Genomic DNA, 18,577 nt, shown 5'->3' with positions numbered 1-18,577 from the left:
GCTACTCCTTTTACCAAAAGGCTGCAAATTATCTAAGAGATTCGGTCTTTTCTTTGATGATCTGTCGCAACCACGTCAATGCAAGGTCGTTTTCTCTATCTCTGTGCCAAAAAAGCGTATAGGCCATGGGTGGAAACTCCATGGGTAATGGGCGCACGGTTAGGTTGAGTTGCTCGGAGGCGAGTTTAACGAAATGGCTGGGCGCGGTGAATATGAAGTCGGTGTAAGAACAAAGGCTTGCAGCACTGTTGAAATCAGGCACCATAATCGCGATATCACGCTCTTTACCTATGTCTGCCAACCTATAGTCGAGTAACCAACGCTCATTGCCATCACATCGCACTTGGACATGTCGATGTGCGAGATAGCTATCCAGATTCCATGGTTGCTGCAAGACTGGGTGATCGTTGCGCATCAGGCACATTTGGCTATCACGATAGATTTCTGCTTCGCAAATATCATTTGGTGGGTACATGGTCAGTTTGGCGTCATTGATGTCGATGTCTTTGCCAGTAATGCCAAGATCGAGTTCACCTCGCTGGAGCATTTTGAATGTGGTATCGGACCACGCGTGAGTGCTGATAGTAACGCCGGGTGCTTGGCTAAAAATTGCAGGTAAGAAATGAGGAAGTATCAATGGGTAGACACTCTCCACCGCAGCAATTTGGAAACGATAAGAACTAGTCTCGGGGGCGAACTCTTCCGGTTGAGTGATTTGTTCAAGTTGGTGAATGAGTGATTCCAGCTTCGGTTTTAAGAAAAGTGCTTTTGGTGTTGGTGTTAGCCCATGAGCATTGCGCACAAACAAGGGATCATCGAACTGGGTTCGTAGTTTAGCTAGGCTTTTACTGACCGCTGATTGGCTGAGGCACAGCCTATGGGCTGCACGCGTGACATTGAGCTCCTCAATCAACACTTTTAGGCAGATTAGAAGATTAAGGTCGAGTCGAACCAGTTTCTCTAAACTCACAAGAAATTCTCCTTAGGAATATCACCAATGATTATTTGTCATTGGAATTCATATCTTATCGTAGCTTAGAATCCCACCAATTACATTAGTTCTTGTGGAGATTAAAGTGCATTCAAGTAACCAACTGCAGCACTCAAAAATACAGCTTACTCTCTTAACGCTGTTGGTGTTGTTTAGCCCACTGGCGATTGATATTTATCTTCCGGCTTTGCCACTAATATCGTCATCGTTTCACGTGGAACATGCACTTGCTCAAGACACAATCACTTGGTTTTTGTTCGCGATGGGTGTAGGCCAACTGTTTGCTGGACCACTCGCGGACAAATATGGACGTCGAACTGTTGCATTGGTAGGCATTAGTATTTACGCAATGAGTGCTTTATTGGCGTGGAGCGCTCAAAACATTGAGTGGATGCTAACGGCCCGATTGCTACAAGGCTTAGGTGCGTGTGCGACATCGGTAGCAGCCTTTGCAACAGTTCGCGATATGTTTGGACCGGAAAAAAGCGGCAAGATGATCAGTTATCTCAATGGCGCAATCTGTTTTGTTCCGGCACTGGCGCCAATATTGGGCAGTTGGTTAACGCAACAGTTTGGCTGGCGCTCAAACTTTAGCTTTATGGCGGGCTTTGCTTTGATAGCTTTGGTTGCCATGATCATTAAGCTCAAAGAGACCAACCCAGCACCAAGCTCAGAAGCTGTGTTTAAACCGAGTCGCTACTGGGCGGTGTTGAAAACGCCTTCGTTTATCTTTCACGCTTCATTGTGCATGTGTGCTATGGCGGTCATTTTGGCGTACGTGACTTCGGCACCTGTGGTACTGATGGAAAACCTTGGTTTGAGCATGAACGAGTTCACCCTATGGTTTGGGATTAATGCGGCTATCAATATTGTTGCGTGTATGACGGCACCAAAATTTATGGAGAAGTTTGGTACTCATAAAACGTTGGTAGTCGGTATCGTGACCCTTGCCATCGCAGGCATTGTTATGTTGGTTCTAGCTGAGCAAGCAACCGCGTTTGCGTTTATGTTACCCATCTTTATGTCTTCAATCGGCTTTGCTTGGATTCTTGGCGCAGCGGCTGGCAAAGCGCTTGCACCATTTGGTGATAAAGCGGGCACGGCTGCCGCACTGCTTGGTTTATTCCAGATGAGTGGATCTGGTTTGGTGGTGGGCAGCGTTCAAAGGTTGGGCTTGGAACCACAACTTATGATAGCCATTCAGATGCTTATCTTGCTGCCGGGCTTACTCATCTTGATGAGCAAGAGTGGCAAACACTGGCACGTGGCTGCTGCGCAATAAGTTGTGATTTGCTTTGATGCGTTACCAAAACGTTGTATATTTGAGCTCCTTTGCTAACTAATACTGTGGACTTAAAACGACGATGTCGATGACAACCTACGAAATGGCTCGTGTTTTGGAGCAACTAGAAGATTCTCCAGAAAAAATCATGTTTGGTAAATTACTCAACGAGCTAGGTAATCAGAGTGGAGAGCGCATTCGAAGTGCGGCGAAACAAGTTCCGCTGCATATGCTTCGTGATATTGTTTATCAGTTCCAGCAAGTAATCGAGTCGCGCAAAGATGAGCAAGTGGAATTGCTTGCTAAATCGATAGCAGAGCAAGGTATTTCAGCGGAAGAGCTTAAGCAGTATTTAGAATCCCGTTAAAAAAATGGCCCCTAAACGTAGGGGCCATTTTTTATGGATTCACATTTCGGTTGATGGGGTTTTGCAGTGAAATCAGCGTCTCTGTCGATTGCACTTCATCAATGGCTTGGAGTTTGTCGATGAGCACGTATTGCAGCTCCTCAATAGAACGACACATCAACTTTACAAAGATATTGTAAGCCCCCGTGGTGTAGTAGGCTTCCACGACTTCTTCCAATGCATTGAGTTTTTCGAGTGCCGAGTGGTAGTCTCGCGCGGCATTCAAGTTAATGCCGATAAAGCAGCAAACGTCGTAGCCAAGCTTTTTGGTGTCGACAATGACTTCTGTTCCTTGAATGATGTCAGCTGACTTCATTTTCTCTATTCGTACATGAACAGTGGCGGGGCTAACATTAAACTGCTTGGCCATTTCGGCATAAGGTGTTCGTGCGTCTTCCATGAGCGTCTTTAAAATCGCGCGATCGAGGTCGTCGAGTTTTACATTGTGTGCGTGCACATTTCTCTCCCAATAAGGTCGGGCTCTTAGTTCAAAATATCAACAAGAGTGATACTATTAAAAGAGTTATTTCCCATCTGAGAGCTATTTTAGTGCGCTTTAGTCTGATTCTTCTAGCGGTATTTCTATCTTCTTCGATTTATGCGAAAGACACTGACGTACTGGTCGTTCACTCATACCATCAAGGATTTTTCTGGACCGACAGTTTTCAAGAAGGTCTAGAGAACGCTCTAAAAGATTCAGGGATTTCCACCCGAGTCGTCTACCTCGATACCAAACGTAATCAAAGCCAAGAGTACCTCGACTTGCTGCTTGATCTGTATATCACCAAATTTGGCCAAGAACAGTTTCAAGCGGTTGTGGTAAGCGATAACAATGCGCTCAACCTTATGAATCGTTTGGGGGAGCAGCTGGGTAGTACGCCGGTAGTCTTTGGCGGAATCAACAACTATGACCCCAGTCTGCATAGTAATTTAACCGCAACGGGGCTGATTGAAGACATTGACCTCTACAGCAACATTTCGCTTATTGAGCGTCTGCAACCTAATGTCGAGTCGATTTATGTGATTAGCGATCATTCCGTAACAGGCGAGGCGGTGAGACAACAAGTGGGAAAGTTCATTGATACTTACCCTAATTACCGCAACAAAATTACTCAGTTGGTCCCAGAAAGTTACGATCAATTACTTGATACGCTTAGCGAGCTAAACGCAAAGAGTGCCGCACTGTTTTGGGTCTACTACCGTGACAAAAATGGCCACGTGATTTCCGACAAGCAACTTTGGAAAGAACTGAATCTACGTTCAGCAGCCCCCGTTTATATGGTTCATGATCTCGGGCTAGGTTATGGTGCGGTCGGCGGTGTCATACAAAGTGGTTTGGTCCATGGGTTGCAAACAGGGGAAATGCTCAGAGAAATTATTGAGCGCGGAGAATTGCCTAAGGTTCGAGTTGGTACGCCAGAGATCAAGTTAGATTACGTTGCTGTAAAGAAATGGGGACTTGGGGCAGAAGACGTGGCGGCGTCGATGTTTTTTAATAAACCTCAATCGTTTGCCGATCGCTACCAAAGTGAACTTAATCTAGCAGCCAGTCTGGTTTCAGTGTTGCTTATCATCATTTTGGTGTTGGTGTACTACCTGAGCCGATTAAAGCGCAGTGAACAGTTGGCGACGGAAAGCCAAATGCTGACTGAAATGGTGTTTGACCAAAGCTACCACTTTATTGGTGTGCTCGATTCAAAGGGAGGCGTGACATCAAGCAACCGTAAGTTGCAAGAGTTGCTTTACAGTCAGGATTTCAGCCAAGACTTGCCCATTTGGCAACATCGTTACTGGCAAGAAGACGCCGTTGCTCAGTTCAAACGCTTCTTAGATGAAAAGCAAGCCGAGACGGTAACCCAATTTGAGGCAGAAATCTGGCATGAAGAGCTGGGCGCGTTAGTTCTTGAAGTCTCTCTCAAACCGATCCCGTCAGGCGTAGAGTCCGCGCGTTACTTACTTGAAGCCAAAGACATTACTACTCGGAAAATTACCGAAGAGCGTTTGTATCAACGTGAGGCTAACTTGAGTCATTATTACGACCAACAGCCGGTGATGATGGTGACGCTCGATGACCAAAACCGCATCCAACAAGTGAATCAATTTGCTGAACAGTTGCTTGGTTACACGCCAGACCAAATTTTAGGTCATCGCTTGAGAGAGTTTTATCTGCATGAGGATGCGCTTATTCCGCGTCAGGTACTGCTGCAACCTAAACAAGTGATGAAAGGGGTCTGGCGACGTGAGATTGAGTATCGCCACGCAGACGGACAAGTGTTGTGGATTCGCGAAAATATCCGTCCTTTGGTCGAGTCGGGGCATTTACTCATTGTCGGAGAGGACATCACCGAGACGCGCAAACTGTCCGATCAATTGGCGTATCAAGCCAGACATGATCTTCTAACCGGCACTTTTAGTCGCAACTTTTTCGAAAAAGAGCTCACCAAAGCACTTAAGGAAGTGGAAAGCTATACGCGCACTCACGCAATGCTGTATCTCGATCTTGACCAGCTTAAGGTATTAAACGACACCGCAGGTCATGAAGCAGGGGACGAAGCGATCAAATTCTGTGCGCGAACGCTGGAAGAAGTCTTGCCTTACAACACTGTCTTAGCTCGGATGGGAGGCGATGAGTTCGCCATTCTTCTCAAAGATTGTACTGAGTTAGACGCGAAGAAACTGGCGAAAATGATCATCGATAATCTGGGTGAGCAACCTTTCGTCTGGCAAGACATCCGATTAAGCCTCAACTGTTCCATTGGTATTCGATTGATTGACCATACTGCTTCTTCACCGCAAATGGTCCATGCACAAGCGGATACCGCGTGTCATGTCGCGAAGGAAGAAGGGCGCAATCGCTACAGCTTATACTGCCTTGATGATCAAGAGCTGCGCCGCCGTGAGCAAGAAATGGAGAGCGTGAACTTAGTACATGATGCTCTTGCTAACCAACGCATTGAGCTGTTCGCCCAGCGCATTATTGCCTTAGACAACGATGACAAAGGCATGCACTTTGAAATCTTGGTTAGGATTCGTGATGTGAATGGAGATTACATCTCACCGGGTATCTTTATGCCTGCATCTGAGCGTTACAACATTGCGCATTTGATCGACCGAGAAGTGGTAAGCCAAACCTTGGATTGGTTTGGCGCGAACCCTGCTGCACTGGAAAATCTCAGTCAGGTTGCGATCAACCTGTCTGGTCATTCAATGGGTAATCAAGAGTTCATCCAGTTTTTGCTCAACAAGCTAAAAGATAGCGCGGTGCCGTGTAACAAGGTCTGCTTAGAAATTACCGAAACCGCGGCCATGAGCAACATGAAGCAAGCCATCGAATTCTTTAGCCAGTTAAAAGCACTGGGGTGTTTGATCGCTTTGGATGACTTTGGCTCAGGACTCTCTTCGTTTGGCTACCTGAAAAAATTGCCTGTCGATATTGTGAAAATAGACGGCATCTTTGTTCGCGATATCGATGTCAATGAGATGGACCATTTGATGGTGCGTTCAATCAATGATTTGGCGAAACAAATGGGTAAGCGAACCGTGGCTGAGTTTGTCGAGAACACGCGCATTATTGACCAATTGATGGAGCTTGGCGTGGATTACGCGCAAGGTTACATTATCGGTAAACCTAAACCCCTGCCGACGCTGGTGGAGGAGTTGATCGATGAGAATAGGGTTAGTGCCCAATCTTAAAATCCATTACACTTGCGCCAGTTTTATTGCCCCTCAAATCGGAGCCTAATGTGCAGTTACAACTTATTTGTCAATCTCCAGACCAGAATGAACAGCTTGAGCGCATCGCTCAGCGTTGGGGATTAGAGCACAGCCCGCAAAGCCAGTTTGCTTTAGTGCTTACCGCAGAGCGTCTTGAGCTGCGCAAAGTCGACGAGCCTAAGCTAGGCGCCATTTACGTTGACTTGATTGGCGGTGCGGTAGGTCATCGACGTAAATTCGGTGGCGGCAAGGGGCAAGCTATTGCGAAGGCGGCGGGGCTCAACAAAGGGGCGACCCCTCATGTATTGGACGGCACGGCGGGGCTTGGGCGCGATGCCTTTGTATTGGCTTCGCTAGGGTGCAAAGTACAAATGGTTGAGCGCCACCCTGTGGTTGCGGCTTTGCTTGATGATGGGCTGACTCGTGCTCAGCAAGATCCAGAGATCGGTACCTGGGTAAGTGAGCGTATGTCTTTGATCCATGCCTCTAGCCATACTGCGTTGCAAGACCTTGTGAACGACAAGTCCTTTGTTAGACCCGATGTCGTCTACTTGGATCCAATGTACCCTCATCCTGAGAACAAAAAGAAAAGTGCGTTAGTGAAGAAAGAGATGCGAGTATTTCAATCTTTAGTCGGCGCAGACTTGGATGCGGATGGTCTGTTAGCACCTGCACTTGAACTGGCAACGAAGCGAGTGGTGGTGAAGCGTCCTGACTACGCAAACTGGCTTGATGAACAGCGCCCGGCGATGGCGATTGAAACGAAAAAAAATCGTTTTGATGTTTATGTCAAAGCATCAATGACTTAGTGCTCAAAGCCGATTAAATCTTCATTTAGTGCTTGCTAATTAACCGTCATGTAGGTATATCTTACTAAGAATTATTCGTATTCTTAGCTGGAGTAGTAGCATGGCTAAACGTCTTTGTAAGATGAATCGCAAGCAGATCGCTGAAAACCTAGGGGACATTCATCGTTTGGTGATTGAACCTAAGTTTGTCTGCCGCTCGTGCGCGCGTTCGTCTTCTTCACAAGGCTCGTTGTGTAAGCCTGCTGCGATTCCTCCTCAAAAGTGCCAAGATAAGCCGATAGAGCAACAAAGAGCTTGCGGCTTACTTGCAGAAGCGTTGCCAACAAAAGATCGCGCAGATGTCGTTGATGCCAAGAAAGCACAGGCCGTTAGACGTGTGATTGACAAAGTTAAACAAAAAGCAGCAACAAAGGCGACTCACAAGCCGTCACTGACCACAGAGTCGGTGGTTGATATCTCGAGTAACACATCAATTAAAGCAGCGAAGAAGGCGCTTAAAAAACAGTATAAGCAGCAGAAGAAGCTCCTCAAATTGGCGAAGAAGCAACGCAAATTGCTCAAGAAGCAGCACAAACTTGAAGCTCAAGTCGAGCGCCAAACACCTTTGATTATTCCAGAACTGGTTGCAGCACAGGCCGACGCTGCGGTGCATTAACAATAAAAAACGCTCTCGATCAGGAGAGCGTTCTTGTTTATGCCGATTGATAGCTTTGTTCAACCTTTCTTTTGACCCAGGTTTCGTTGACCCACAACGATAACATGATGATCGCGCCGCCAATGGTGAGTCGAACTAGGTCGACATCTCGATTCCAGATCAGAATATTCACGATTAAGCCTGCAGGAACCAGTGCATTGTTCATGACTGCCAGTGCCCCTGCATTAACCATGGTGGCGCCTTTGTTCCACGCAAAGTAGCCCAAGCCTGACGCGATCAAGCCCAAGTAGATCAAGATTCCCCATTGTGTTTGAGTGGTCGGAAGCTTATCTAGGTTGCCCATCAAGGCAAAGGCGATCGTTGCTACGCAGAGCGCACCCAAGTAGAAATAGCCAAACACCGTATGTTGTGGCAGGTCAACTGGGCTTTTCTCCATGATGTATTTGTAGCCCACTTGGCCAATGGCGAAGCACAGGTTCGCCCCTTGAACCACTAAGAAGCCCAGCACGAAGTTTTCATTGATTCCAGCAAACTTAATGAAAGCTGCGCCCGCCACGGCAATTATCGCAGTCACTAAGTACCACGGTGAAAATCGTCCTTTTAAAAGATCATAAATCAAGGTGACATAGATTGGCGTGAAGACGGTAAACAAAAGGACTTCTGGAACGGAAAGCAGTAAGAAAGATTGGTAGTAGAAGCAGTACATCAAGCCAAGCTGAAAACCACCAACGGTCATCAGTTTTGCAATGAGCCCACGGTCGATACCTTTAAAACGTAGGAAAGGTAAGAACACTAGGCTGGCGAGTGCGACACGGATAAAGACCGAGAACCAAGAGTCAACCTGACCGGCGAGGTAAACGCCGATCAAGCTAAACGAGAATGCCCATAAAAGGGTGACGGCAGAGAGATAACCCATAACTAATACTCATTATCAATAAATGCTCTGCAGTCTAGCGGAAATTTTCCTCTCGATCAGTCTTTAAGTGGCACGACCAACATATCGACAGGAGAGCAATTGATTAATTGTCGGGTAGAGGAAAGCAACTTACTCCAAAAATCTTGGTGATGACCACATACCACCAGATCAATGTTGAACTCTTGAATGGTTTCACACAGTTCATTACCCAAATCACCACTGCCCACTAGCGTATGTTTGATAGGGTAATTGGCGTGATCGGCAAACTCTTGAAGTTGCGCTTGAGACGCTTGCACTGCTTGATGCTGGGTTTCGGCTAGGTTGATATCAATCAGCCCAGTGTAGAGCTCAGCATAGTTGACATCGATATGCACAAACGACACGGCAGCTTCAAGTGGTTTGGCAAGAGAAACGGCTTTTTCAATCAAAAGTTTGCTGTCTTCAGAGAGGTCGACGGCAACCAAAATATGTTGATAACTCATAGTGCTATCTCCTTTAGGTGTCTGTTTAAAGATTAGCACCCCCAACCAATAAATTTTGTTGTAGTGATCTCAGATCCACATTCATACGTCAAAGTGTTAAAGTAACAAACATGTTATAGTCATTTACAGTTCATAGACTTAGTAGGAGAAGCAGATGCTTTCACAAGCAATGGTTGAACAATTGAATGAGCAAATTAATCTCGAATTTTTCTCATCCAATCTATACTTACAAATGAGTGCTTGGTGCGAAGACAAAGGTTTTGAAGGCGCGGCTGAATTTTTACGCGCACATGCCGTAGAAGAGATGGAGCACATGCAACGTCTATTTACGTATGTAAGTGAGACAGGCGCGATGCCAATCTTAGGTGCGATTGATGCGCCTAAGCATGAGTTCTCAAGCCTTGGCGAAGTATTTCGTGAAACGTTCGAGCATGAGCAAATGATCACTCAGAAGATTAACAAGCTCGCTCACGTGGCATTTACGTCTCAAGACTACTCAACTTTCAACTTCTTACAGTGGTACGTTGCTGAGCAGCACGAGGAAGAGAAGTTATTTAAAGGGATTTTAGATAAGCTAGAACTCGTTGGTGAAGATGGTAAAGCGCTATTCTTTATCGACAAAGATCTAGCCGCTCTAGCTAAAGAAGGCTCATCTTCTATCATGGATGCCTCTGCTGAATAACTTTCAGCGAAAGACGTTGTAAAGGTCGTCTTTTTCTTCTGGGCATTCTGAGAAGATGTAGGGAGGAAAAGATGATCAATGCAGACACAATTCTATTCACGCTAATGTTGGTGACTCTCGTCAATTTAGCCAGATACCTCACTGCGCTCCGTTCTCTTATTTACATCATGCGTGAAGCCCATCCGCTGTTATACCAGCAAGTTGATGGCAACGGTTTCTTCACCACGCACGGTAATGTCACCAAGCAAGTGCGCCTCTATCACTACCTAAAAAGCAAAGAGTATCACCATCATCATGATGAGGTATTTACGGGTAAATGTGAGCGAGTCAGAGAGTTGTTTATTTTGTCGACTTCCCTGCTAGGTGTTACGTTACTTGCGGCGTTCATTCTCTAAGCGTTGATGATTTGGCAAGCAACACGAATACCGCTAGAATAGCGGACCTAAATTGCTAAGGATGTGCATTGTGCACATCCTTTTTTATTGGTCTTTGATTGAGTGGGTATCATGGCGGAAAAGTTTGATGTGGTCATTATTGGTGCGGGTGCGGCCGGTTTAATGTGCGCTGCAGAAGCAGGTAAACGAGGGCGCAGTGTGCTGCTGCTCGACCACGCCAAAAAGCCTGGTCGCAAAATCCTAATTGCGGGTGGCGGTCGTTGTAATTTCACCAACTACGATGTCACGGCTAAACACTACCTTTGTCAAAACCCACACTTCGTAAAATCCGCGTTGGCTCAATACACCAACTGGGACTTTATCTCGATGATCTACAAACATGGCATCGAGTTTGAAGAGCGCGATCATGGCCAGCTATTTTGCGTGGGCGATTACAACTCAAAAGACATCGTGAAGATGCTGCTTGCGGAGTGTCAGTTACCATCGGTAGAGCAGCGCTACCAGCAAGATATTCACCATATCGAACAGACAGAGTCAGGCTTTGAGCTGCACGCCAACACCAGCGTGATAGAGTGCCAGTCATTGGTTGTCGCTACGGGTGGCTTATCCATGCCCAAGCTAGGTGCGACACCATTTGGCTATAAGATTGCCGAGCAGTTTGGGTTGTCTATCGTCCCAACAACGGCCGGCTTGGTGCCGTTTACCTTGCACAAAGAAGACAAAGAAGATTTTGCTGAATTGTCCGGCATCGCGATTCCGGTCGAATTGACAGCAGAAAACAACACCGTCTTTAAAGAGGCTCTGTTGTTTACTCACCGTGGTTTATCAGGTCCTTCTGTTTTGCAGATATCTTCGTACTGGAAGCCGGGTGAGACGGTGACCATCAACCTGGTGCCTGACGTTGATATGGATGAGTTACTCAGTCAAAACTTGGAAAAACATCCGAATCAAAGTTTGAAGAATACGTTGGCTAAAGTCCTGCCGAAGCGACTGGTTGAGGTACTGATAGAACGTAAAGTACTAGAAGATAAGCCACTCAAGCAGTTTGGTGTGAATCAACTTAAAGCGATCAGCCAAACCTTACAGCATTGGCAGATTGTACCGAATGGTACCGAAGGTTACCGCACCGCCGAGGTGACGTTAGGTGGTGTGAATACCGATCATATCTCTTCAAAGACCATGGAGTGTAAGCAAGTTAAAGGGCTGTACTTTATCGGTGAGGTGGTGGACGTAACTGGTTGGTTGGGAGGCTATAACTTCCAGTGGTGTTGGAGTTCAGGTTTCGTAGCTGGCCAGTGGGTGTAAAGTCACACGAATAATTACTGAGAATTCACTCTTTAGTACTACACTTAGTTAGTGAGATAGCAGTGTGGTCAAAGGAGTGAATCCTATGAGTCAAGAAGCGTTAATTTCCCGTATTAACGAACTACCCAGAATTGAAAGCGTCCTGCAAGAGTTACTCGAAATGGTCAATCGAGAGACGATCGACTTTGGCGAGTTAGCGCGCAAAATGTCGATGGATCAGGTGTTGTTGGCTCGTGTGTTGAGGATGGCGAACTCCGCACAGTTTGGCGGCGTGAAAGGCATCGCCAACATCAATGACGCCATTGTTCGAATTGGGATTGGCGCCATTCGTAACCTCATCTCTTCCTCGATTCTCGCGACAACCTTCCCTAAGCTCGAAACCCTCAATATCAAAGATTATTGGGCTGGTACCTTTGAAGTGGCGACAATTGCCAGCACCATTGCTAAAGACATCAAGCTGGACCCGAATGAAGCGTTTACCACAGGGATATTACACAACATTGGCGAGCTGATGATACATGCCTTGGAGCCAGAAAAAGCCGTCGATATTCAGCAAAGAGTGTGGAATGGGGAAAATGCCGCGCAGGTTCAACGTGAAGTATTAGGTACTGACGCGCAGCAACTGGGTGCCGTGCTTGCAGAGAGCTGGCAATTCCCCAATGAGCTGGTGGATGCCATCGCCAATGTTAACCACCCTGCGAAGGCGGTAGAGTCGAAACGTTTGGCATGTTTACTCTACTTAGCGCGAGACATTCACCAACGTTGGGACAACATGCTTGATGAGCAAGAGAAGCAGCACTACCTGACAACGAGCAAAGCCGCGATAGCACTGCATGTTTCTCCAACACTTGCGTCGAGTATTGATGCCGTTCGCGGTCAGGGCAGTGAACTGGCGTATCAACTTTTCTAGCTATTGTGTGCGTTAGAGTGGTCGTTTTGAACGCGATCTTTTTTGCCGATTTTGATCTGCTGGATCACCAAGCCTGTGATAATCAGCACCAGTCCAAATAGCGTTGCTGGGTGGATTTCCTCACCAATAATCGAAGCCAACAGCATTAACGAAATGAAGGGCGATGCGAAAATGAGGTTACTGATACGCGCCGTATTTTGCGTGGCCTTTAGAGCACTTAGCCAAAGGACGAACGTCACCCCCATTTCAAACAAGCCGACGTACGTAACCGCAAGCCAACCTTTGTTGGTGATGTGACTAAAACTTGCGCCTTCGTAGAGTGTTAAGCCAATAGCAAAAGGAATGGCGACCAAAAAGCCAAGTAACACACCAACAACCGGATCGGCTTTATTCTTCGCGTTTAAGATCCAATAACCAGCCCAAAGCAGCGTAGATAGCAACGCGAGTCCAACACCTAATGGGCTGTCAAAATTAAGACCTAGCACATCCCCTTTGGTCGCGATAACGATCACGCCCAGATAGCTGAACGTACAAGCGACCCAATCCTGTTTGCGAATCTTTTGCCCTAAGAAAACCGCTGCCATTAAGGTTAAGGTGATCGCCCAGCTGTAGTTGATGGCTTGCGCTTGTGAGGCAGGCAAAAGGTCGTAGGCTTTGAACAATATGATGTAGTAAGCCAGCGGATTGATGACACCAAGTAGCAGGTAGTACCAAGGATTAGATAGAAACGTGCGGGGTAATTGCTTCAGCTTACCGGTGGCCGCGCAGATAATCATCAGCGCCAGTGCCGAGACAATACTCGCCACGGTTAACATCTGAATCGGGGTGAATTCGGCTAACGTGAGCTTAAAAGCAGTCGCTACTGTTGACCAGAGTAGTACAGCAGATAAACCTAATCCTAAAGCGCGGCGCTCGTTCATGATGTTCCTTTCATCAAACCAGCAGTGATATTGCGCTGGTTGTTGGTATGGCTGAGGGTATGAAGCGCCTAGTCTAGCTGTTCGATAACTGGCCGACAAACTGGACATTTATCCAGTGCTAAAATACCATTGAGTGAAGACGATAAACACGAGTTAAGCCTTTACTATGCAATGGATTCTAGAGAATCAAACTTTATTGATGTCATCCATCACCAGTGCCGTTGTCGGTGGTTTTGTTGTCGGTTGGTGGGTAAAACAAAAAATGCAGTTTCAGCAACAACTCACTGAGCAGCAACTAGAATCCAATCAACAACTTGCCAACAGCCAGATCCAACAGTTGCAGCGAGAGCTCGAACAATGCCAGCAAGAATTGGACGAATTAGACAGCGAAAGAGACAAAGCCGCTTATGAGCTGAAACAAGCACACGGTAAGTTGATGGCGGTGATGGAAAAGTTGCGTTACTTTGATGCTGTGAAACAAGAACGTCAGCAATACGCTGACGACCTTAACATCGCAAGAGAGCAGAAGTCACAACTTGATGCTCAGCTTCGCGAACAACAAGCCCGCCATGAACAAGAAAACAAAGCCAATCAAGAGAAACTGCAATTACTCGAGCAAGCCGAAGTACGCCTGAAGCAACAGTTTGAACACCTTGCCAACCAACTGTTTGAAGAAAAAACCGCCAAAGTCGACCAACAAAACCGCCAAAGTTTAGAAGGCTTGCTCTCACCATTGAAAGAGCAGTTGGAAGGCTTTAAACGCCAAGTCAACGACAGCTTTACGGTCGAAGCCAAAGAGCGTCATACCCTGGTTCATGAGCTGAAAAACCTGCAACGTTTGAACGAACAAATGACCCGAGAGGCTGTGAATCTCACTCAGGCTCTGAAAGGGGACAACAAACAGCAAGGCAACTGGGGAGAGGTCGTGTTGGCGCGGGTGCTTGCCGAATCAGGCTTGCGAGAAGGGCATGAATATCAAACTCAGGTTAGCTTGCAAAATGAAGCGGGTAAACGTTATCAGCCGGATGTGATTGTTCACTTACCACAAGATAAGCAGGTGGTTGTTGACTCAAAAATGGCGCTCGTGGCTTACGAGCGTTACTTTAATGCAGAAACCGATGCTCAGCGAGAGAAAGCCCTAAGTGACCACTTACTTGCATTGAGAGCGCATATCAAGGGGTTATCGAACAAGGATTATCACCAGTTGAAAGGCATTCAGAGTCTCGACTACGTGCTGATGTTTATCCCTGTCGAGCCCGCTTTTCAGATCGCCATTCAAGCAGACCCAAGCTTGGTTAAAGAGGCAATGGAGCACAACATTATTTTGGTCAGCCCGACCACTTTGCTGGTGGCGCTTCGAACCATTGATAACTTGTGGCGCAATGAGCGACAAAATCAAAACGCGCAAGTGATTGCTGAGCGTGCCAGCAAGCTGTACGACAAACTGCGATTGTTTGTTGACGATATGGAGAGCTTGGGCGGCGCGCTTGATCGAGCCAACCAGAACTACCAAGGTGCGATGAACAAATTGGCTACCGGGCGCGGAAACGTCATTCGCCAAGCGGAGAGCTTCAAACAGTTAGGGGTGGAGGTCAAAAAACCGATCTCTAGCGCGCTCACTCAAATGGCTCAATATGAAGGGCTCACAGAAAATCGTGCATTGAATGAAAATGATTCTATCGTACAAAGACATCCGGATGAGGATAAAGTAAACTAATCGCCCGCAGTGCTCAGGTCGTAATTAATAATCAGCATTGCTCGAAGAGGAATCATCATGACGGATACAAGCGTGCAATCAAACCCAGCGTTAGAATCGAGTGAAACTACCCACTTTGGTTTCACCACCGTGGCAAAAGAACAAAAAGTTGAAAAAGTAGCAGAAGTTTTTCACTCTGTTGCAGCTAAATACGACATCATGAATGATTTGATGTCGGGTGGTATTCATCGTCTTTGGAAGCGCTTTACCATCGATTGTAGTGGTGTGCGACCAGGCCACCGCGTCCTTGACCTTGGTGGCGGTACCGGTGATTTGACGGCTAAGTTTTCACGTATTGTCGGTGAAAAAGGCCATGTTATTTTGGCGGATATCAACAACTCTATGCTCAATGTTGGCCGCGATAAACTGCGCGACATTGGTGTTGTTGGTAACGTGCACTACGTACAAGCGAATGCGGAAGAGCTGCCGTTCCCAGATGACTATTTTGATGCGATCACTATTAGCTTTTGTTTACGTAACGTAACCGACAAAGACAAAGCGCTTCGTTCGATGTATCGCGTTCTTAAGCCTGGTGGTCGTCTATTAGTGCTTGAGTTTTCTAAACCCGTCTTAGAGCCGCTATCAAAAGTCTACGATGCGTACTCATTCCACTTGCTACCTAAAATGGGTGAGTTGGTGGCCAATGATTCAGAAAGTTACCGTTACCTTGCTGAGTCGATCCGTATGCACCCAGATCAAGAAACGCTTAAAGGCATGATGAATGACGCTGGTTTCGATAACACCAGCTACTACAACTTGACGGGTGGTATCGTTGCGCTTCATCGCGGCTACAAGTTCTAAGGTCACGCACTATGCCATTTGAACCTCTCATTACGGCAGTGATAGAAACTTCACTGAATACTCTCATTAACGATGACCCAGAGCTGGGTCGTCGTCTTGGCCGCCTTAAAGGTCAAGTGATTCAAGTTCATCTCAAAGAAATCAACAAGACATTGACCTTTGTTTTTAGTCAGCAAATCGATGTCTTGGCCAACTATGAAGGTGGGCCTGACTGCTACCTTTCCTTAAACCTAGCGGTGCTTCCTGAACTGCGTGATCAATCCAACATCACCAAGCTCATCAAGCAAGACAAGTTAGTACTGGAAGGTGACATCCAACTGGCGCAAAAATTTGCTCAATTGATGACAGATTGCAAGCCAGACATCGAAGAGTGGCTGTCACGAGTAACGGGCGATGTCGTAGCACATACCTTGGTAAAAGGTGTCAGTGGTTTTGGTCAGATCGTGACGAGCCAAGCCGCTAAACATCAGCGTCATTTGGGGCAGGTTCTTACCGAAGAGTGGCGTATCGCGCCCGCGCCTTTGGAAGTTGCCCACTTTTGCGATCAAGTGGATGACGTGAAAAGCCAAGCGGCAAAAGTTGAAGCTCGTTTGAATCAGCTGTTGGAGCGCGCATGACCCCAGCAGAGTTAAAGCGCTTATACCGAATTATCAAGGTTCAACTAGAGTATGGTTTGGACGAACTCTTGCCAGACCATCAATTAATGAAGGCTCCACTGCTGGCACGTAAAAGTCTGTTCTGGATTAAGAATCAGCATCCAGAAAAAGACCTTGGCGAGCGCCTGCGTTTAGCTTTGCAAGAGCTTGGTCCGGTATGGATCAAGTTTGGCCAGATGATGTCGACGCGTCGCGATCTCTTTCCTCCTCATATTGCCGACCCGCTCGCGTTGCTCCAAGACCAGGTGTCTCCGTTTGATGGCCAATTGGCGAAAGAGCAGATTGAGCTCGCACTCGGTGGTCCACTTGAGACTTGGTTTGATGATTTTGATATCGAGCCGCTTGCCTCAGCGTCGATCGCTCAAGTGCACACTGCGAAGCTCAAATCGACTAACCAAGAAGTGGTATTAAAAGTCATCCGGCCCGATATTCGCCCAGTCATTGATGCAGATCTAAAACTGATGTACCGCATGGCGCGTATAGTCGCCAAGGCGCTTCCTGAAGCACGTCGTTTAAAACCTGTCGAAGTGGTGCGCGAGTACGAAAAGACTCTGCTTGATGAATTGGATTTACGTCGTGAGGCGGCTAATGCGATTCAGCTGCGCCGAAATTTTGCTGGCAGTGAAGAACTGTATGTTCCAGAAGTTTTTACCGACTTCAGTAATAAAACTGTCATGGTTTCTGAGCGAATATACGGCATTCAGGTTTCGGACATAGAAGGTTTACACGCAAACGGCACCAATATGAAATTGTTGGCTGAGCGTGGCGTGAGTGTTTTCTTTACTCAAGTCTTTCGCGATAGCTTCTTTCACGCTGACATGCACCCAGGTAATGTCTTTGTTGAACCGCAGCATCCTGAAAACCCGCGTTGGATTGGCTTAGATTGCGGCATCGTTGGGACATTGAACAGTGAAGATAAGCGCTACCTAGCAGAAAACTTCTTGGCGTTCTTTAACCGTGATTACCGCCGTGTGGCCGAGTTGCACGTTGAGTCCGGATGGGTTCCACGTGAAACCAATGTCGATGAGTTTGAGTTCGCGATTCGAATCGTTTGTGAACCGATCTTTGCCAAGCCGCTCTGTGAAATTTCGTTTGGTCACGTGCTGTTGAACCTATTTAATACGGCGCGTCGCTTCAATATGGAAGTTCAGCCGCAGTTGGTTCTGCTGCAAAAAACCTTACTCTATGTTGAAGGGTTAGGGCGTCAGCTATACCCACAGCTTGATTTATGGGAAACCGCTAAGCCATTTCTTGAAGAGTGGATGATGAATCAAGTCGGCCCGCAAGCGGTGATCAACGCGGTGAAAGATCGCGCTCCGTTCTGGGCGGAAAAACTTCCGGAGCTACCTGAGTTGCTGTACGACAGTTTGCGCCAAGGTAAAATGATGAACCAGCGAATGGATCAGCTTTATCAAGGCTACCGTTCAAGCAAACGTCAGCAGGCAACAGGTAAATTTTTATTTGGTGTTGGTGCCACATTAGTCGTATGCTCGGCAATATTGGTCAACAGCACCTATGAGCAACTTTCTATGTTCAGCGCCCTAGGTGGTGTCACATTTTGGTTGCTTAGTTGGCGAGCTTACCGTCAATAGACGTTAAACTCTTGAAATAAATTTGTTTATAGACCCGAGGTAAAAAGAATGGGTGGTATTAGTATTTGGCAACTTCTGATTATTGCTGTCATCGTCGTTCTACTATTCGGTACTAAGAAGCTACGTGGTATTGGTGGCGATCTAGGTAGTGCAGTGAAAGGCTTCAAGAAAGCAATGAGCGAAGATGAGACAGCAAAGAAAGACGCTGACTTTGAGCCAAAAGCTGTCGATCAGCAAAAGAGCGTAGAACAGCAGAAAACAGAAGCGACTGCTGAAACTAAGAAAGACAAAGAGCAGGCGTAGCA

At 46.8% G+C, this 18,577-nt stretch carries 19 protein-coding genes; 14 read left to right on the top strand and 5 right to left on the bottom strand.

Annotated elements, in window-relative coordinates; all coding sequences use genetic code 11:
• Nucleotides 1–28: 28 nt before the first annotated feature.
• On the bottom strand, nucleotides 29–970 hold the full coding sequence (locus tag U9J37_RS11230; RefSeq protein ID WP_039479028.1) for a LysR family transcriptional regulator: 942 nt from the start codon (nucleotides 968–970) through the stop codon (nucleotides 29–31).
• Between the two features lie 106 nt (nucleotides 971–1,076).
• Here U9J37_RS11230 and U9J37_RS11225 point away from each other — a divergent pair, with 106 nt between their 5' ends.
• The gene (locus U9J37_RS11225) at nucleotides 1,077–2,273 is read left to right on the top strand and encodes a multidrug effflux MFS transporter (RefSeq protein ID WP_043887206.1); all 1,197 of its coding nucleotides are present in this window, start codon (nucleotides 1,077–1,079) and stop codon (nucleotides 2,271–2,273) included.
• 82 nt (nucleotides 2,274–2,355) lie between these two features.
• Nucleotides 2,356–2,640 (top strand): H-NS-like global regulator TsrA, encoded by a 285-nt coding sequence (locus U9J37_RS11220; protein ID WP_005474424.1) that lies wholly within the window; start codon nucleotides 2,356–2,358, stop codon nucleotides 2,638–2,640.
• Between the two features lie 31 nt (nucleotides 2,641–2,671).
• Here U9J37_RS11220 and asnC read toward each other — a convergent pair whose 3' ends face one another.
• A complete protein-coding gene (gene asnC, locus U9J37_RS11215; protein ID WP_005474435.1) occupies nucleotides 2,672–3,079 on the bottom strand; it encodes a transcriptional regulator AsnC in 408 nt (135 codons plus the stop codon).
• 149 nt (nucleotides 3,080–3,228) lie between these two features.
• Here asnC and U9J37_RS11210 point away from each other — a divergent pair, with 149 nt between their 5' ends.
• The 3 genes from U9J37_RS11210 to U9J37_RS11200 all read left to right on the top strand — a co-directional run bounded on the left by U9J37_RS11210 (nucleotide 3,229) and on the right by U9J37_RS11200 (nucleotide 7,857).
• Nucleotides 3,229–6,372, top strand: coding sequence for an EAL domain-containing protein (locus U9J37_RS11210; RefSeq protein ID WP_005474407.1), 3,144 nt, complete (start codon nucleotides 3,229–3,231; stop codon nucleotides 6,370–6,372).
• A gap of 50 nt (nucleotides 6,373–6,422) precedes the next feature.
• Nucleotides 6,423–7,202, top strand: a complete 780-nt coding sequence (locus U9J37_RS11205) for a class I SAM-dependent methyltransferase (RefSeq protein WP_005474457.1) — start codon at nucleotides 6,423–6,425, stop codon at nucleotides 7,200–7,202.
• A gap of 100 nt (nucleotides 7,203–7,302) precedes the next feature.
• The gene (locus tag U9J37_RS11200) at nucleotides 7,303–7,857 is read left to right on the top strand and encodes a hypothetical protein (protein WP_005474387.1); all 555 of its coding nucleotides are present in this window, start codon (nucleotides 7,303–7,305) and stop codon (nucleotides 7,855–7,857) included.
• A 37-nt stretch (nucleotides 7,858–7,894) separates the two neighbouring features.
• On the opposite strand, the gene U9J37_RS11195 is transcribed toward U9J37_RS11200, so the two are convergent.
• Nucleotides 7,895–8,773 carry a carboxylate/amino acid/amine transporter gene (locus tag U9J37_RS11195; RefSeq protein WP_005474381.1) on the bottom strand — a complete coding sequence of 293 codons (879 nt, stop codon included), beginning with the start codon at nucleotides 8,771–8,773 and terminating at the stop codon, nucleotides 7,895–7,897.
• 56 nt (nucleotides 8,774–8,829) lie between these two features.
• A complete protein-coding gene (gene uspA, locus U9J37_RS11190; protein WP_005474439.1) occupies nucleotides 8,830–9,255 on the bottom strand; it encodes a universal stress protein UspA in 426 nt (141 codons plus the stop codon).
• A 154-nt stretch (nucleotides 9,256–9,409) separates the two neighbouring features.
• Here uspA and ftnA point away from each other — a divergent pair, with 154 nt between their 5' ends.
• The 4 genes from ftnA to U9J37_RS11170 all read left to right on the top strand — a co-directional run bounded on the left by ftnA (nucleotide 9,410) and on the right by U9J37_RS11170 (nucleotide 12,547).
• The gene (gene ftnA / locus U9J37_RS11185) at nucleotides 9,410–9,937 is read left to right on the top strand and encodes a non-heme ferritin (protein ID WP_005474447.1); all 528 of its coding nucleotides are present in this window, start codon (nucleotides 9,410–9,412) and stop codon (nucleotides 9,935–9,937) included.
• Between the two features lie 71 nt (nucleotides 9,938–10,008).
• Nucleotides 10,009–10,332: a universal stress protein UspB gene (gene uspB, locus U9J37_RS11180; RefSeq protein ID WP_005474468.1), complete on the top strand. Its 324-nt coding sequence runs from the start codon at nucleotides 10,009–10,011 to the stop codon at nucleotides 10,330–10,332.
• 111 nt (nucleotides 10,333–10,443) lie between these two features.
• Nucleotides 10,444–11,637 (top strand): BaiN/RdsA family NAD(P)/FAD-dependent oxidoreductase, encoded by a 1,194-nt coding sequence (locus tag U9J37_RS11175; protein ID WP_043887205.1) that lies wholly within the window; start codon nucleotides 10,444–10,446, stop codon nucleotides 11,635–11,637.
• Nucleotides 11,638–11,722: 85 nt separating this feature from the next.
• Nucleotides 11,723–12,547, top strand: a complete 825-nt coding sequence (locus U9J37_RS11170; RefSeq protein ID WP_005474459.1) for an HDOD domain-containing protein — start codon at nucleotides 11,723–11,725, stop codon at nucleotides 12,545–12,547.
• On the opposite strand, the gene U9J37_RS11165 is transcribed toward U9J37_RS11170, so the two are convergent.
• Nucleotides 12,544–13,467: a DMT family transporter gene (locus U9J37_RS11165; protein ID WP_038216060.1), complete on the bottom strand. Its 924-nt coding sequence runs from the start codon at nucleotides 13,465–13,467 to the stop codon at nucleotides 12,544–12,546. The genes U9J37_RS11170 and U9J37_RS11165 overlap by 4 nt on opposite strands.
• A gap of 166 nt (nucleotides 13,468–13,633) precedes the next feature.
• Here U9J37_RS11165 and rmuC point away from each other — a divergent pair, with 166 nt between their 5' ends.
• The 5 genes from rmuC to tatA are packed head-to-tail and all read left to right on the top strand — an operon-like array spanning nucleotide 13,634 to nucleotide 18,575.
• On the top strand, nucleotides 13,634–15,184 hold the full coding sequence (gene rmuC, locus U9J37_RS11160) for a DNA recombination protein RmuC (protein WP_005474425.1): 1,551 nt from the start codon (nucleotides 13,634–13,636) through the stop codon (nucleotides 15,182–15,184).
• 57 nt (nucleotides 15,185–15,241) lie between these two features.
• On the top strand, nucleotides 15,242–16,024 hold the full coding sequence (gene ubiE, locus U9J37_RS11155) for a bifunctional demethylmenaquinone methyltransferase/2-methoxy-6-polyprenyl-1,4-benzoquinol methylase UbiE (protein WP_005474404.1): 783 nt from the start codon (nucleotides 15,242–15,244) through the stop codon (nucleotides 16,022–16,024).
• Nucleotides 16,025–16,035: 11 nt separating this feature from the next.
• Nucleotides 16,036–16,641, top strand: a complete 606-nt coding sequence (locus U9J37_RS11150; protein ID WP_005474410.1) for a ubiquinone biosynthesis accessory factor UbiJ — start codon at nucleotides 16,036–16,038, stop codon at nucleotides 16,639–16,641.
• On the top strand, nucleotides 16,638–18,272 hold the full coding sequence (ubiB, locus tag U9J37_RS11145; RefSeq protein ID WP_005474418.1) for a ubiquinone biosynthesis regulatory protein kinase UbiB: 1,635 nt from the start codon (nucleotides 16,638–16,640) through the stop codon (nucleotides 18,270–18,272). Before U9J37_RS11150 ends, ubiB begins: the two co-directional genes overlap by 4 nt.
• 48 nt (nucleotides 18,273–18,320) lie before the next feature.
• Complete coding sequence (gene tatA / locus U9J37_RS11140) at nucleotides 18,321–18,575, top strand: Sec-independent protein translocase subunit TatA (RefSeq protein WP_005474461.1); 255 nt, start codon at nucleotides 18,321–18,323, stop codon at nucleotides 18,573–18,575.
• Nucleotides 18,576–18,577 lie beyond the last annotated feature (2 nt).

It is taken from the genome of Vibrio sp. 16 (assembly GCF_963681195.1).
GTDB classification, from domain to species: Bacteria; Pseudomonadota; Gammaproteobacteria; order Enterobacterales; family Vibrionaceae; genus Vibrio; species Vibrio sinaloensis_D.
The sequence above is the reverse complement of the archived record's forward strand: the minus strand, read 5'-3'. Positions and strand labels throughout refer to the sequence as shown.